General features: G+C 71.4%; 6 protein-coding genes. 3 read left to right on the forward strand and 3 right to left on the reverse strand.

Annotated elements, in window-relative coordinates:
* Window positions 1-5: 5 nt before the first annotated feature.
* Window positions 6-7,691, reverse strand: a complete 7,686-nt coding sequence (locus ABN273_RS30065) for a SpvB/TcaC N-terminal domain-containing protein (RefSeq protein ID WP_349452418.1) — start codon at window positions 7,689-7,691, stop codon at window positions 6-8.
* A gap of 324 nt (window positions 7,692-8,015) precedes the next feature.
* On the opposite strand from ABN273_RS30065, the gene ABN273_RS30070 reads away from it, so the two are divergent.
* The gene (locus ABN273_RS30070) at window positions 8,016-9,530 is read left to right on the forward strand and encodes a helicase HerA-like domain-containing protein (protein ID WP_349452419.1); all 1,515 of its coding nucleotides are present in this window, start codon (window positions 8,016-8,018) and stop codon (window positions 9,528-9,530) included.
* Between the two features lie 32 nt (window positions 9,531-9,562).
* Here ABN273_RS30070 and ABN273_RS30075 read toward each other — a convergent pair whose 3' ends face one another.
* Window positions 9,563-10,849 (reverse strand): pentapeptide repeat-containing protein, encoded by a 1,287-nt coding sequence (locus ABN273_RS30075; RefSeq protein ID WP_349452420.1) that lies wholly within the window; start codon window positions 10,847-10,849, stop codon window positions 9,563-9,565.
* Between the two features lie 242 nt (window positions 10,850-11,091).
* On the opposite strand from ABN273_RS30075, the gene ABN273_RS30080 reads away from it, so the two are divergent.
* Together ABN273_RS30080 and ABN273_RS30085 are read left to right on the forward strand one after the other, a co-directional pair.
* Complete coding sequence (locus ABN273_RS30080) at window positions 11,092-12,993, forward strand: heparinase II/III domain-containing protein (protein WP_349452421.1); 1,902 nt, start codon at window positions 11,092-11,094, stop codon at window positions 12,991-12,993.
* Window positions 12,990-14,135 carry a substrate-binding domain-containing protein gene (locus ABN273_RS30085; protein WP_349452422.1) on the forward strand — a complete coding sequence of 382 codons (1,146 nt, stop codon included), beginning with the start codon at window positions 12,990-12,992 and terminating at the stop codon, window positions 14,133-14,135. The genes ABN273_RS30080 and ABN273_RS30085 overlap by 4 nt, the downstream gene beginning before the upstream one ends.
* 17 nt (window positions 14,136-14,152) lie before the next feature.
* Here ABN273_RS30085 and ABN273_RS30090 read toward each other — a convergent pair whose 3' ends face one another.
* Window positions 14,153-16,138, reverse strand: a complete 1,986-nt coding sequence (locus ABN273_RS30090; RefSeq protein WP_349452423.1) for a DUF2264 domain-containing protein — start codon at window positions 16,136-16,138, stop codon at window positions 14,153-14,155.
* Window positions 16,139-16,283: the final 145 nt, after the last annotated feature.

Consider the following 16,283-nt stretch of genomic DNA (forward strand, 5'->3'; position numbering starts at 1 on the left):
CCGGTCTATCTGCCCAACCACTTCAAGAGAGGGCGTGACACCTTCGCGATCTGGTCCATCGCCGCCAGCTGGAAGGCCGCGGGCGTGGACAGTGCGGTGACGGCTCCCCCGGCCACGAAGGCGACGTTGTCGTTGACGCCCGCCCGTTTCAGGCCCTCATACGCCTTCGTGCCGAAGCCGGCGGAGTAGGTGCTGACGTCAAGGGTCTTCTCGATGCCCTGCCCCACGGCGATGCCGGCGGAGGCCGCGCGGGCGTAAGGGCTGGGAATCATCCCCACCGCGGCGCCGACCATCCCAATCCCCGCCTCGACCTTCTCCCCCGTGTTGCGCGCTCCCGCCAGCTGGAGCCCCACCATCCCGAGTTCGGCCGGGCCGGCCACCTTACTTGCCGTTCCCAGCACCGGGCCGAGCGGGCGCACGGCCTTGGCCACTGTGGCGAACCGGCCGGTGGCCTCCGCGGCCTTCGTCAGCGTGGCGGCCTTGGAGACCGCGGCCGCCTCGCTCACCGTCTCCGCGACCACTGGGGAGACGGCCGACTTCGTGATCCCCTGGGAGGCGGCGGTGAACCCGCGCTGCCCCTTGAACTTCTCGAACGCCTCGCTCAGCCGCCAGGGGGCCGGCGGTGGCTGCTGGACCACAAGCCCTTTGGGGGCCGTCGGATCGACGCCCTTCGCCGTCCGGACGAAAGAACCTGAGAGGATGCGTTCGAAGAGCGCTTTGCGCACGGCTTGAGCCATGCGCTTGATGACCGACGCACCTTCTTTGACGTTCTGCAGCGCGGGTTCGGCTCGCACGGTCACGCTCTCCCCGGCTTTGAGGAACGCCTGGGGCTTGTCGGGCGGATGGCCGACATGGGCTTTACCTGAACCTCCCCACCAGTCCCACATGGCCTGGATGTCCTTGCGAAGTTCCTCCCCGAACCCGCGTCCGGTGCGCGTCGCTCTCACCTCTTGAGTGAACTGCCGGGCCAAGTTGAGTTGCTCCCATTCCTCGCCGGTGTGCCCGCCGGGGTCGACGATTCGCACCGGGTTGTCATGGGCGTATACGTACAGGTTGGGGCCGTCGGCGAGGCCCGAGGGGTCCGTGCTGATCCACCGGCCCAGCCAGGGCGCGTAATAGCGGGCGCCGTGGTAGGCGAGTCCGGTCTCTTCGTCCCGTTCTCGACCGGTGTAGCGGTAGCGCTTGGGCGTCTCGTGCTGGGCACGCACTGTCTGGAAGGCGGTGGAGCCGTACGGGTGGTATTCCTCATATGAGATCACCTGACCTGCTTCGTCCAGCTCCAGGCAGGCGCTGCCGAGGTGGTTGTCGTGCTGGAAGCGGATCAGCTGTGCCGGCGCCGGGTCGCTGCCGGCGACGCGGGTCTCGACCAGGGCGACGCGCCGCTGGTCGTCCATGAGGTGCAGCGTCTCGCGCTCGAGGGTGACCGCACGGCCGCGCGCGTCGTACTCGTGGTAGATCTCCACAAGATCGGTGTAGACCCGTTCACGCTGGACGGTGCCGTCAGGCGCCTCGACGACCTTGCGCACCCGCTGGCCGTCGCCGTCGTAGCTGAAGTAGACGCGCGATCCGCCCTCCCTGGTGGCGGCGACCAGGCGGTCGCGATGGTCCCACACCAGCTCGGTGAGGCCGGGCACCGTACGGAGGTTGCCGTTCTCGTCGTAGGCGCAGGACTCGGCCGGGCCGGTGCCGACCACGGTGCTGCTGAGCCGGTTGCCGCCGCGCGCCGGTTCCAACGCGCTGGCCTCGGCGTAGGCGTAGCGGCGGGTCCAGCCGCCACCGGTGGCGAGGTGGACCATCTCCTCCAGGTTGCCTGCGGCGTCGTAGGCGTACACCTGGGTGTAGGGCCGTATGGCGTTGCCGTCGTTGGGGTGCGGCAGGCGCAGGCGGTGCTCGTCGGTACGGGTCGGGGGACCGCCCGGTGGCCCGCCCTGCCCGGCGTGTTCCCGGGCCGAGGCCTTCACCAGCTGATAGCGCGCGTCGTAGGTGTACTCGGCGTGCGGCTCGGCGCGCTGGTTGGCGAAGAACACCGTCTGCTGGGCGTCGTCCCGGACATGGGTGATGTTGCCGGCAGGGTCGTAGGTGTAGGCGAGCCGCTGCACGTCGCCGGGGATCGCCGCGCGGGTGGTGCGCCGCTGGGTCAGGCGTGCGGTCTCGGGGTCGTAGACGTGGGTGGTGGTGGCGTTGCCGGAGGTGACACGGGTCCGGCGACCTTTGGCGTCGTAGTCGGCGCCCGTGATGACCGGTGTCCACACCGGCCGGCCCTGCTCGATCGCGCCGCGGATGTTGACCTCGAGACTGTCGACGAGCCCCGCTTGGTTGTACGCGGGCCGGATCACGCTGCCGTCAGGCTGGATGACGATGACCGGGCGGTCCAGAGCGTCGTAGTTGGTCCGGGTGACGAGCTCCTCGTCGGACAGCGGCAGGCCGGACGTTGCCGTCGCCAGTTCGGAGTCGCTCAGCCGGTCCAGATCCGTCCAGTCGGGCGGCTGGCGGTGGGCCGTCGCGAGCCGCCGCCCGCTGCGCGCCAGGTTGCCCTTGAAGTCGTGTTCGGCCACGGTGACCAGGCCGGCGCCGTCGAAGTGACGGCAGACCCGGGTGCGGAGGTTGCCGGCCGCCGCGGCCGGGTGCGCCTCGCCGTACACCGTCCGCTCCACCAGCTTGAACGGTCCGCCGCGGGTGCTCACGTACACCCGGAGCGGGCGGCGGAGACGGTCGTAGGTGTGGCGGGTGGCGTGGCCGCGGGCGTCCCACGTGCGGACCGGGTTGCCTGCCACGTCCAGCAGCGTCGTCACATCGCCGCCGTCCATAGCGGCGACCCTGACCGCGTTGGACAGCAGATCGAACTCCCGTACCTCGACGAGGCGGCCGAGCGCGTCGACGGTGGCGCGCCGGTTGCCTTCGATGTCGAGACGCTCCAGGATCGGCTCCGCCCGGTCCACGACCGTACCCGCCCGCTCGTACCGGTTGTGATGCACGACGAGCACGCTGCGCCCCAGCGCGTCCGCATAGCCGCGGACGGGCGTCGCGGCGTGCACCGCGGTCTTGGCCGCGGCCGCCAGGGCGTGCGGGCCGAGCGCGCCGCCGGCACGCCTGTCGTGCCAGGTGTCCCAGTGCGGGAACGTTTCGAGGTAGGCGGCGGTGTGGGCGGCCGCGTGCGGGTCGGTCCCCGGATGCAGGAGCACGGTGTCGTTGCCGTCCCAGCTCTCCTGGCACCAGGGGTCGAAGAGCTCCTTGCCGTAGGTGTGATCAGGGTGCAGGGTCACCACGATCCGGTCGGCCGGGTCGTAGAACAGCACGGAACTGACCCCGCTCTTGTGGGCGAACTCGAAATTGTGGGTGGCGCTGAAGAACGGCTCGTACTGCCGGACCGGCTTGCCCTTGTTGTTGAAGACCGTCCAGCCGGTGCCGGTCCAGCGCCGCTCGGCCACGGGCCCGCCCTCGGCGAGCGGTCCGGGCTCGGCCTGCACCTTCTGCTGGATCTCCCGGCCGAACCCGTCGCTGTAGGCGAACGCCCGCTGGATCGGGGTGGCTGATCCGCCCGGCTCGGCGGCGTGGGTCACCCGGGTGAGACTGGCCGCCACCGGTGCCGCCGGGTGCCTTTCATGCCGGGTACGCCAGAACGCCGCCACATCGTAGATCAGCCGGGTCGTCGCGTTGCCGAGGAGCGTGTGCGGGTCGTGAACCGACGGATTCTCCCCGAGAGGATCGGCGAGGTAGCCGAGGATCTGCTCCTCGGCCAGGTCGGGCTCGAATCCGTCCAGGTCGTCGCCCGCGTTCTGGCCGGGTTTGCCCAGCAAGGCCGTCCCGGTCACCAGACCGAGCGCGTCGAAGACGACGGCGGACCTGTTGCCGTTGGGATCCATGACCAGCGCCGGCTGGAGCACCCGATAGTCGTTGCCGTTCCGCGTCACGGCCTCGCCGGTGGAATCCCGCAGCCCGGCCGTCGTCAGGTTGCCGAGGGCGTCGCGGGTCTGCAGCAGCAGGAGATCGTCATTGTCGTAGGCAACCGTCGTGGTGGCCGCGAACGGGTCGCGGTAACGGCAGGGGCGGAAGAAATGGGCAACCGCGTGGTCCCGCTCCTGCGCGGGCGAGTGCCCGCCGTCCGGAGAGTAGAAAACCTCGCCCGTGGGCAGCCACCATTGCCCGGCCGGGTCGGACGCCGGGAACCGGCCCGCCGCGATCATCGCGTCACCGCTGATGTAGCCGCATTCGTCCGCGAGCACGGCCGCCGGGTCCGGCAGGACGTCCGGCGGGTAGACGCGGGCGAGCAGCCCGCGCGTGAACGCCAGCTTGTAGGTGGTGAACGGCAGGCCTCGCGGCTCCATGCCGCCGACCGGCAGCGGACCTGTCAGGTCGTCGCGGCGGTAGAGAGTGCGGACGTGCTCGACCAGCCGCCGGTGCGGCCTGTCTTCGACGGCTCCGGTGCCGTGCACGTCCTCATAAGGAAGGTCGTGGGCGCCGTCCCCCGCGGCAGCGGCCGCCCGGGCCAACTCGCCGAAGGTGAACGGGCGCCCCAGACCGCCCGGCACGGTGGCCTGGTTCAGGCCGAGCAGCTCGTAGGTGCGGGCCGCGGCCGGCTGCGGCACCCGGTGGTCGAGCGGTTCCGCCACCGGATTGGTGTAGTCGCTCTCGGCGAGCAGCACGCTGGTGCGGCGCTGGAGGCCGTCGAGCTCGCCGGTGAGTTCGACCGGTAGTGGCGGACCGCTGAACGTCTGCTTGAACCGGCGGCCGTAGGCGACCGTGGCCGTGCGGACCGAATCGCCGTACCCGTTGATCGCCAACGTCACCTCGTGGCTCACCCGGGGATCGGCGCGTTCAGCGTCCCCCACCTGGTACGTCGCCCGGTCGTGGTGGAACTCGATCGTCTCCCGCGGGCGAGAGAGAAACACGGCGTCGCGCCCCCGCCTGCCCGGCTGGAGGAGGTCGATGCTGTAGGTCCGCTCCGAGACGGTGTACGGCTGTGCGGCGACCGGGCTCCCGTCGAGTCCGTAGACCTCGCGACGCAGCAAGCGGCCCTTCAGCGCACGGCACGCCTCGCGCGGCTCGTCGGCCGTCAACTGGTAGGGCCGCCGCGATCCGTCGGCGAGCAGCACGGTGTCGGGCAGCACGGTGTCGGGCAACAGGAACGCCGCCGCCTGATCGTCGCTCAGCCCGGGCTCACGGTAGTACTCCCGCTCGAAGTGCCGGGATATGCCGCGCCCGGCGAGGTAGGCGCCGGTGTGGAACCAGCTGCGCGTCAGCACCGGTGGCACGTCGGAGGTGGGTTCGAGATGCTCGGCGCCGGAAACGTCACCCTCGGCGCCGAGCACCGCGAGCTCTTCGCTGTCGAACTGCTCCACCATGCCGAATCCGCGGAACTCCCGCTCCGGCCCGTCGAAGTAGCCGTGGTGATAGGCGTAGCGGGTGACGAAACGGTTGCGGCTGATCTGGTCGTGGACCGTCACCCGCTCCACCACCTGCACGGGGAACGGCAACCGAGTGGCCCAGGGTCGGCCGGCGGCCTGGTCGTCGAGGTAGAAACGGGTGGAGGAGACGTAGTCGATGTCCGTTCTGGCACCGAGGTTGTTGCGGACCGTCGTCAGCAGGTGCGGCTTGGCTCCCCCCATCAGGTCGACGTAACGGACTGCCCGCCCGGTCGCGCGGGGGAAGGGCGATGACCAGACCAGGCAGGCAGTGCCGGTGCCGAGCAGGTCCACCGCGCTGATCTGCACCTGGTCGTCCACCCGGGGAAAACGGGTCAGGCGATGAGGCGGATGCCATGAATTGCCGGAGTCGTTCAGATGAATCGTGATCGCCGGCCCGCCGAGGTAGACGATGTCGGTGAGCCCAGAGCCGTCGACGTCCGCGAGCAGGATCAGGCGCGGGTCGAACGCCTCGGGCACGTCGAACAGTGGGGCGGCGTCCATCGTGACCTTGGCGCCGAACCGGCCGTACCCCAGGTTCGGCCAGTAGCAGATCTCCCCGTTGCGTATCCGCAGCAGATCCTTCAGCCCGTCACCTGACATGTCCGCCAGGTGGATGGACTGGGTGCGGTCGGAGAAGAGCAGGCGCGGGCCCGGCCGCTGGCATCCGGGCGTCTCGGCGTGGCGGATGTCGCCGTACCCCGTCGCGGTGTCTGTGACATGCGCCGCCGACCAGATGAAGCCGTCGCGGTCGGTGATGAGCGCGTCGCTGATGCCGTCCCCGTCGAGATCGACGAAGCGGAGGTCGGGATCGCGCCAGGGCAGCCCGGCGAGTTCGGTGAAGGTGGTGAACGGACCGTAGGCCCGCTCGTCCGTCCGGCGGAAATAGCCGGGGGCGGGGCCGGACAGATCGACCACGTCGAGTCGCCCGTCGCCGGTGAGATCGACCAGGGCGCGGCTGCCGGTCAGACCGCCGGCCGGGACGGTGGTCACCGGCAGGGCCGGGCCCAGCCGCCCGCCGCCGAGGCCGGGTTTGTAGTACCACCTGTCCGTCTGCGCGGTGAGGACGCCCGGAATGCCGTCACCGTCCAGATCGGCCCACTGGGAGCCCGCGGTCAGACCGGCAGGCAGGTCGGCCAGGCTGGCCGGGTCGAGTTCGCGCACCTCCTGGCGGATCTCCGCGGAGCTGTAGCCCAATTCCAGCGGCGGCAGCGACCGGCGGAGATAGCCTCCTGCCCTGGTGCGGCGATAGCCGCAGTGGGTCACGCTCGTCAGGAACGATCCAGCCGGCGCCCCGGTGGCGTAAGTGAGGTCCGTGGACATGACCAGGCACTTGGCGCCGACCCCCGCCGCATCGGGGAAATGGTGGAACATCAGAATCCGGCGGCACAGCCGGTAGGTACGCACCTCGAAGCCGGCACGATAGCTGGAAAAGGGGTCGTCGCGCACGGCCCAGTCGCCATCCCCGTCTGAGGTGGGCACGTCGGCGTCGTGCTCCCCGTAGTCGAAGACGATCTCGAACATCCAGTCGTTCCGGGTGAGATCCGGCCGCATCAGCCGTGACACCCTGTTCCCGTACTTGATCTTCTTCAGGTAGCGGTTGGCGGAGCAGGTCTCGGGAGTGCGATGCCGTTCGTGGGCCTGGCGTACGTCGACGCCGACGCGGTCCTCGGGCTTGTACTCGTAGACGATCGCGTTACCCAGGTCGTCGAAGCTGTGACAGATCAGCCAGCTGAACACTCTGCGTGTGTCGAGCGGATCGGCGATGCGGGAGCCGGGATCGGCCCCGTACACGGTGGTGACGTTGTCCCGGCTGATCGTGCGCCAGTGCGTCTCCCCGTCCGCGAGCCGCGTCCAGCGTTCGATGCGCGTGAACGTGTCCTCGACGCGTGGCCGATACCGGTCGATACGGTAGCCGCGAGCGTGCTCTGGTTCGACGAACGTCACCGGGGCCCAATCCCTGCCCGGGTCGAGCTCGGGGACCAGGTCTTCCGCGCCGTCCAGCAAGAACACGTCCGACTCCTGGGCGTCCCGGTAACGTGGCAGCCCCTTGTCGGTCTTGCGGGTGATCGCCGGCACCCCCAGGGACCAGCCGAACCCCAACGGCCCGTTGCCGCGCCCCGAGTCGTACGACAGGGCGAGCTGCGCGCCGAACCCGGCTCGCCCTGGACTCGTGACGACGGGGACGGTGAGCGTACCTGTGCCGGTGGCGGCGCTGACGTTGAACTTCTCGCCGATCCCGCGGATCGCTCCACCACCTTTGGGCAGCGTGACCGCGGGTGGCTCCATCGCCGGAGCGGGGCCGGTGCCCGGGGTGACCGGCCCGGATGAACGTCTCGCCGCGCGGTCCGAGGCTCCTGTATTCGGCGGCGACATTCGCTCGGCACCGCCTCTCTGCGGTCGCACTGCGTGAGAATGGATATCCGCACGGTGAAAGTCACTCAAGCGTAGAACGTCGGATGCACGTACGGATGTCATCGCGTCGGGCGTGTCAGCACTATTTGCGTAACCCCGTTGGTTGGGCCGTGCCTTATTCGATCCTCTTTGTGATGAATGCAGCACGTTGGGTAACAACATTGCCTAAGGTGAGGCAGCGGCACACGGGGAGATCCAATGAAGGGGTACGACGTCGAGGGACCGGCGCTGGAACTCGGGGCCCTGGTACGTGCGGACGGCACCGCCGACCCCGCAGAGCAGATCCGGATCGCTCTGAGCATGCTGAACCGGCACGGACTGGTGGCCGGCGCCACCGGAACGGGCAAGACCAAGACCCTGCAGCTCATGGCGGAGCAGCTGGCGACCCAGGGCGTTCCCGTCTTCCTCGCCGACATCAAGGGTGACCTGTCGGGGCTCGCCTCGCCCGGCACGGCCTCCGAGCGCGTCACCCGGCGCGCCGCCGAGGTGGGGCAGGCATGGCAGCCGGCGGCCTGTCCCGTGGAGTTCCTCTCCCTGGGCGGCTTGGGGGACGGCGTCCCGATCCGCGCCACCATGACCGCCTTCGGGCCGACCCTGCTCGCCAAGATCCTCGGGCTCAACGAGACGCAGGAGTCGTCGCTCGGCTTGATCTTCTATTTCGCCGACAAGAACGGAATGCCCCTGCTGGACCTCAAGGACCTCATCGCGGTCATCCGGTATCTGACCGCCACGCCGGAGGCGCTGAGCGGGGTCGGCGGGCTGTCGGCGGCGACGGCAGGGGTCATCCTGCGCACGTTGACCAATTTCGCGGCGCAGGGCGCGGAGGCGTTCTTCGGCGAGCCGGAGTTCGACGTGCACGACCTGCTCCGGGTGACGCCGGACGGCCAGGGGATGATCTCGGTCCTCGAACTGCCCGCCGTGCAGGACCGGCCGCAGCTGTTCTCCACCTTCCTGATGTGGCTGCTCGCCGACCTCTTCCACGTGCTGCCCGAGGTGGGCGACGTCGACAAGCCGAAGCTCGTGTTCTTCTTCGACGAGGCGCATCTGCTGTTCGACGACGCGTCCAAGGCGTTCCTGCAGTCGATCGCCCAGACCGTGCGGCTGATCCGGTCGAAGGGCGTGGGCGTGTTCTTCGTCACCCAGACGCCGAAGGACGTGCCGGCCGACGTACTGGCCCAGCTCGGCGCGCGCGTGCAGCACGCCCTGCGCGCCTTCACCCCCCAGGACGCCAAGGCGCTCAAGGCCACCGTCTCGACCTTCCCCGAGTCCTCCTACGACCTGGAGCGGCTGCTCACCGAGCTCGGCATCGGCGAGGCCGTCGTCACGGTCCTGTCGGAGACGGGCGCGCCGACCCCAGTGGCCTGGGCGCGCCTGCGGGCCCCGCAGACGCTCATGGCGCCGTCGAGCCCGGAGGTGATCCAGGGCGTCATCGCCGCCTCGCCGCTTCAGCGGAAGTACGGGACAGCGGTCGACCGCCAGTCGGCCTACGAGATCCTGTCCGCGAAGCTGGTCGAGCAGCAGCACGCGGAGGCTCCCGCGGCCCCACGCGAGCCGGAAAGGCCCAGGGAGCGGGAGGGCGAACGGAAGCAGTCCGTGCTGGAGAGCGTGCTGGAGTCGAAGGAGTTCCGCTCCATGGCGCGCTCGGCGGCGTCCGCCCTCGGCCGGGAGATCACCAGATCCATCTTCGGCACCGCCCGTCGCGGGCGACGCTGAAGGAACAGACCGCCGCCAAGGACCGGGGGCCCTCAGGTCCCAGGGGCCACTTCGGGGAGCTTGGTCTCGTCGTCGGTCTTGGCCGCGTCCAGGTTCGCCTGGGTCAGGTCCGCGCCCGTCAGGTCGGCACCCTTGAGGTCGCTCCCCTTCAGGTCCGCCCCGCGTAGGATCGCGCCGCGCAGATCCGCTTTGCGCAGGTCCGCCCCGCTCAGGCTCGCCCCGGTCAGGTTCACGCCGCGCAGGTCCGCCCCGCGCAGGTCCGCGTTGAACAGGTCCACCCCGCTCAGGTCCGCCTTCCTCAGGTCCGCCCTCCTGAGGTCCGCCTCGAACAGATCCACCCCGCGCAGGTCTGCGCCGTTCAGGTCCGACTCGCTGAGGTTCGCCATGAACAGGACCGCGTGCGCCAGGTCTGCGCCGTCCAGATACGCCCTGTGCAGGTCGGCGCCGGACAGGTCGGTTGAGGCCAGGTTGGCGCCGCTGAGGTCGGCCCCACGCAGGTCTGCCCGGGTCAGGACGGCGGTGCCGAGGTTCAGGCCGCTCAGATCCGCGCCTGGTACCCGGATGCGCGCCAGGTTGCAGCCGCAGACCCAGTCGTGCCCAAGCTCGCTGTTCAGCGCGTCGTAGAGGCTGCCGAGCACGGTCAGGGCCCGCTGCACGTCGGTGGCCGGCTGCCCGAGCAGCCGGGCCTTCGACATCGAATCGTGCTCGCGCACGTACGCGGCCATGACCTCGACGGTCGTCACGCGATCTCGTTGAGAATCCTGTGCCAGGCGTTGCAGCGTGTGGATCGCGTCGAGACGGACCTCGATCTTCTCGGAACCGAGCTGCTCCACGGCTCGGGTGTACCTGTCGATGCTCTGCGCGTCCTGCGGGGTCTCCATGGACCTGGCGTCGGTGTAGACCAGGCTGCCTGCGGCCAGCACCAACCCCAGGACGATGCCCCAGGTGCTCATCCGCTGCAGAAGCGTCCCCCGTTCGGCGGTGAGCGCGTCGAAGGATCCCTCAGGCGGGCGGGCCTCGATCTCCTCCGGCGTGAGCGGCCGCAGGCCGGCGCGGCGGCGCAGTTCGACTGCGAACCAGCAACCGGCGCCGATCAGGAGGGCGGCGGCCGCGAGGACGGTGAGCGCCACGGGAAGGAGATCCGCTGTGGAGTACGGCGGCACCAGGTAGCGGGGAAGCCGCTCCAGGACCGGCCGCCACCAGGCGGCGCCGGATGCGCCGGCGAGCAGGAGGAATGTCGCGGTAGCGATGACGGTGCTGACGACCACGCTGATCGACCAGATCAGGGCCCGCCGCAGACGCGCTCGCCGTGATGTCACAGCAACCATTCGACCTGAAGGTGGGGGCCGAATGTAAGCCTTTCGAGGGAACTGTAACTTTGGGTGACTCGTCGGACGCGGGGGGCCGGTGAACAGGCGGCCCGGGACCGGGCTCGCGGACCGCGCCCCACCGGTCAAGCATGCCCCGTTCGGCGGCGCGGAGATACTTCGATCACGAAGACTCCTCATCGACTCAACTTCGATCACTTTCGATCGGTACTATGAGTCCGGCGAGGAGGATTATGACGAACACAGCTACCGGCTCGGCGATCAAGTCGGCAGGGCCGCTGCTCACCGCCTGGGGCGCCGCGGCGTCGCAGGAAGGCCTGGCCGGCTCGTTGCTGCCGCCCGACTGGGCACTGCCCGTGCCGTCCGCCGGGGCGGACGTCTGGCGGCGCGCCGCCGATCGCCTCGCCGCCGTCCGCGAGCAGGCGGAGGCCGAGCGGGACACGCCCTGGCCGCAACCGCTGGCCTCGAGGTACACGCGGTTCTTCCGCGACGGTAACCGCACGGAGTACGAGAGCCAGGTGCGCGAGCGCCAGGCCCGGCTCACCCGGGCGGTGCTCATGGCCGCGGCGAGCGGACAGGACGCGTGGCTGGACGAGGCCGCCGACGGCATCGTCCTGCTGTGCGAGCAGAGCTCATGGTGCTGGCCCGCGCACGAGGAGACCTGCCGGCCCCGTGGGACGGTGCTGCCCGACGTGACCTCTCCCTGCCTCGACCTGGGCGCCGCCGACGTGGCCGCCCAGCTGGCCTGGGCGGATCACGTGCTGGGCGCCCGGCTGGACAAGCGCCTGCCCGGGCTGCGGGAACGGGTGCGCCACGAGGTACGCGTGCGGGTGCTCGACCCGTTCGTCCAGCGCGAGGACTGGCACTGGCTGGGCCTCGACGGCGACGTGCACAACTGGTGCCCGTGGATCTGCGGCAACGTGCTCGTCGCCGCGCTGCGCCTGACCGAGCCGGGCGACCTGCGGGCGCGCCAGGTCGCCCTGGCCGTGGCGGGCGTCGACCGCTACCTGGCGGCCCTGCCGGACGACGGTTCCGTCGATGAGGGCTACGAGTACTGGTGGAACGGGGCGTGCCGCGCGCTCGAGGCGCTCGACGTCCTGGAGCACGCCACGTCGGGGGCGCTCGACGCCGCGGTGGTCCCGGTCGTGCGCGAGACGGTCCGCTTCCCGCACCGCATGCATCTGGGCGGGCCGTGGTACCTCAACCTCGCCGACGCGCGCGCCCGCCCGCCCGGCGACCAGCCGTGGCACGTGCCGTACCGGTGGGCCGGCAGGCTCGGCGAGCACGACGCGGCACGGCATGCGGCCGCCCAGCGCCCGGCCACCGTCTCCGAAGAGCTCGGGCGGGCGCTGCGGCAGCTCACCGACGCCGGCTGGCAGGAGGCCGTGGCCGATGCGCCGCCGCTGATCGCCGGGGTCTGGCTGCCCGGGACACAGGTCGGCCTCGCCAGGACGACCGGCGGGACGGCGCACGGCCTCGCGCTCGCGGTCAAGGGCGGGCACAACGGGGAGCACCACAACCACAACGACGTCGGCTCCGTCGTCGTCGCGGTGGACGGCGTGCCCGTGCTCGCCGACCCCGGCAGGCCGACGTACACGGCGCAGACCTTCGGCCCCGACCGCTACTCGATCTGGACGATGCAGAGCGGCTGGCACAACGTTCCCGAGGTGCGCGGCACGCCGCAGGGGCAGGGCGAGCGGTACGCGGCCAGGGAGGTCGAGGTGGTGGACGGGCCGGACCGTTTCGAGGTACGGCTGGATCTGGCGGCCGCCTATCCGGTGCCCGGGCTGGAGCGGTGGTGGCGCAGGGCCGTCCTCGACCGGGGCGGGGCCCGGGTGACGATCGAGGATGCCTGGAGCTTCACCGGCGACGGCGGCGCGAGCGTCCTGCATCTCGTGCTGGCCGGGCAGGTCGGGCAACCGTCTCCTGGGCGGGTCGTGGTCCGGCCGCCGGACGGTGCACGGGCCGCGGTCGTCAGCTGGGATCCTGAGGGCGCGACAGCCGCGCTGACCGTCCGTACGCTGGAGGACCCCGTGCTCTCGCAGGTATGGGGCGAGCGCCTGACCCGGCTGGAGCTGCGGCTGCCCGGCACGGCGCGCGGGGCGTTCGAGGTCCGGGTGGAGGTGGGGGAATGACGGTGTCAGACTCGCCGGGCCAGCTGCCGGACGAGCGCCGCGCCCAGATGGTGGAGCTGCTCCGCAGCCGCGGCGTCGTCCGCGTCCACGAGCTGGCGGCCGAGCTGGACGTCTCGGCCATCACCATCCGCCGCGACATCGCGTTGCTGTCCTCGCAGGGCGTCATCCGCCGGGTCCGCGGCGGCGCCGCGCTCCACGGCCGGCCGCTCGCCGAGACGCTCGCCGCCCCGGAGACAGAGGTGAGGGAGGAGCCGCCGCCCCAGCCGGCCCCCGCGGGGCCACGGCAGGTCACGATCGGGATGGTGGTGCCGTCGCTGACCTACTACTACCCCGACGTGATCAGGGGCGTCCGCGAGGCCGCGGCGGAGTCCGGCGCGCGCATCGTGCTGCGCGGCGGCGGCTACCAGGCCGCCGACGAGCGCCGCCAGCTGTCCCGGATGCTGGAGACGGCGGGCGTGGACGGGCTGCTGGTGACGCCGACCACCACGGGCGAGGAGGGAGAGGCGCTGGTGCGCTGGCTGCAGGGCGCCGACGTGCCCGTGGTCCTCATCGAGCGGGCCGCCACCGTGGGCCCCTACCACGAGGCGATGGAGTCGGTGGTCAGCGACCACGCCTTCGGCGCGGCCATGGCCGTACGGCATCTCGCCGGGCTCGGCCACCAGCGCGTCGGGCTGATCACCACCCAGCAGAGCCCGACGGCCCCGCACGTACGGCGCGGCTGGCGGCAGGCGTGCGAGGAGCTCGCCCTCCGGCTCGACGGCACCCCGGACATGAGCACGGTCGATCAGCTGCATCCCGAATGGCCGGCGACGCTCGACCGGGTGCTCGACGAGTGCGTCGCCTCGGGGACGACGGCGCTGCTCGTCCACTCGGACCCGGAGGCGATCAGCCTGGTCGAACGCTGCCAGGAACGCGGCCTCCAGGTGCCCGGCGACCTCGCCGTGGTGGCCTACGACGACGAGGTGGCCGAGCTGTGCGACCCGCCGCTGACCGCGGTCCGCCCGCCCAAGACGGCCATCGGACAGGCGGCGTTCGCGCTGCTCGCGGCGCGCCTTGCCGACGAGGATCCGCAACGGCCCGCCCACCGCGTCGTCATCGAGCCGCGCCTGATCGTCCGGGCGTCGTCATCGCGCCGCGCCTGATCGCCGCGGCGCGGTGATCAGGCCGGGCCGAGCACCGTCCCCGCCACGGCGCCGAGGTCGTCCTGCGTCCCGTCCGGCCACGTGACGCGGGCGGCCGCCGCGCCGTGCCAGGTGAGCGCGGGCGGGCTGCCCGGCTCCTGCCCGCCGAGGTGAACCGCCACCTCGTACCACGTGTCCGGTCTGGCGGGCCCGCTGGTCGCGCACCACGGGATGAGCGTCCACGGGCCCAGCGGCGAGGAGCCCTCGGCGGAGATCACGCCGGACAGGTCCAGCCCCGCTCCGGCGACGACGCACGAGTGCGCGGCGCCGTACGAGACTTCCGCTGCGCGGGCGGCCTGCGCGGCCGGGACGGGCCAGCCACCGATGCGCAGCGCGCCTGGGACGGGACGTGAACCGGCGTCGCCGTCCGACCGAGCCGAGCCGGCGGCCTGCGGCGAGCTCGGCAGCCGCACCAGGCGCAGCTCCCAGGCCCCGCGCACGGCCGAGATCACCTCGATCCACGGTCCCAGATGCACCGCACCGGGCCGGCCGTAACCGTGGTCGTGGCCGTCCGCCTCGACGTCGACCCAGTGGGCCTGCCAGCGCGAGGCCCCCACCAGCGTCCCGGACGGCAGGCGGTCGAGCAGCACCGTCTCGAACCCCGTACGGTGGCTGGGCCGCCCGCCCTCGTCGAGGATCGTGACCGACTGGTCCAGCGGCTCGGCCGCGTGCTCCCCGGCCAGCACGGGGGAGGTCGCGGTCGAGTAGCCCAGCCGCGCGTACAGCGGCGAGTCGGTGCGGTTCGCCCCTGGACGGGAGTGGTCGGTGCCGTGGTTGACCACGCGCACGACGCCGTCGGCGCCAGTGCCGCTGACCAGCCAGCCCGGCGCGGGCACCGCGAGGTGGAAGTCGCCCGTCTCGACCGGCAGGGGCTCCTCGACGGCCGTCCACACCGGGTGGTCGGCGGGCAGGCAGAGCCCGAAGAAGCCCTTGGCCGCCCAGTACGGCGAGCCGGGCCCCGAGTACGACTGGGCGATCGGCGGCCAGGCCCCGTGCCAGCCGAGCGTCAGGACGCCGTCCTCGTCCGGCGCCCCGTGCTCGGTGAAATGGCGGACGATTCCCGAGGCGGCGCGGCGCAGGAGCCCCGGGCTCGGCGTCGCCGTGCCCGAGCGCGCGCCCACCCAGAACTGCGTGGCCGCGGCGAACCGGTAGGTGAGGCTGCGCCCCTGGATCAGGGGCGAGCCGTCGGCGCCGACGAGGTGCACCGCGTCGTCCAGGTAGCGTTCGAGCCGCTCCAGGTACACCGGCCGCCGCGAGTCCGCCGCCGGGTCGCCCGCGGCCATCTCGCTCCAGATCAGCGGGTAGAACTGCAGCGCCCATCCCGAGTAGTGGTCGTAGGAGCGCTCCGCGCCGTCGGCGTACCAGCCGTTGCGGCGGGCGAAGCCGTCCAGGACCGTGAGCCCGTCCTCGATGTCCTTGCGCTCGTAGGGGCCGCCGACCGAGGCGAGGAACTGCTCGACGACGATCTGGAACCAGATCCAGTTGATCGGCGGGTAGTGGGCGCCGACCGCGGGCGCGAGGTAGTCGACGACCTGCTCCCGCACGCGGGCGTCGAGCCGGTCCCACAGCCACGGCCTGGTCAGGTGGAGCACCAGGGCGATGGACGCGGCCTCGACCTTGGCCTGGTCGTGCTCGTCCAGCCGTACCCAGCGCTCGGGCGAGCGGGGATCGGTCCCCGACGCGAGCCCCTCGGCGTACCACTCCATGAGTCCCAGCGGATCGCGCCCGGCCTCGCCCGCCACCCGGAACCCGGCGGCCAGGAACGTGCGCGCGAAGCCCTCCAGCCCGTCGACGTCGGCCCCGTACCCGCCCGGCGGGCCGGGGAAGGAGATGCGCGCGTGCGTGTCCGAGGCGTAACGCCGCGCCGACAGCAGGAGGTGGTCGGCGAGGGCCGCCCAGTGGTTCCGCGTCCACCCCGTGTACGGTGACAGCCGCAGGTCGTCGAACTCCCTGAGCGCGCGCATGAGCCCTCCTGATCGGAACTGTGTGCCCCGGGAGTTAACGCGAATGCTTCCTCCCACGTCAAGGGCGTTGAACGCCCACCGTACATTATCGATCAATATCGATCAGATTACGTGATTGCTCTGGATTAACAGAGTATTGACGTGA

The organism is Nonomuraea sp. B19D2 (assembly GCF_040137845.1).
GTDB lineage: Bacteria > Actinomycetota > Actinomycetes > Streptosporangiales > Streptosporangiaceae > Nonomuraea.

Excerpts from the sequence above, each read along its gene's own strand:
- ABN273_RS30080 (WP_349452421.1), top strand. The coding sequence starts at position 11,092 with ATGACGAACACAGCTACCGGCTCGGCGATCAAGTCGGCAGGGCCGCTG.
- ABN273_RS30085 (WP_349452422.1), top strand. The coding sequence starts at position 12,990 with ATGACGGTGTCAGACTCGCCGGGCCAGCTGCCGGACGAGCGCCGCGCC.
- ABN273_RS30090 (WP_349452423.1), bottom strand. The coding sequence starts at position 16,138 with ATGCGCGCGCTCAGGGAGTTCGACGACCTGCGGCTGTCACCGTACACG.
- ABN273_RS30065 (WP_349452418.1), bottom strand. The coding sequence starts at position 7,691 with ATGGAGCCACCCGCGGTCACGCTGCCCAAAGGTGGTGGAGCGATCCGC.
- ABN273_RS30070 (WP_349452419.1), top strand. The coding sequence starts at position 8,016 with ATGAAGGGGTACGACGTCGAGGGACCGGCGCTGGAACTCGGGGCCCTG.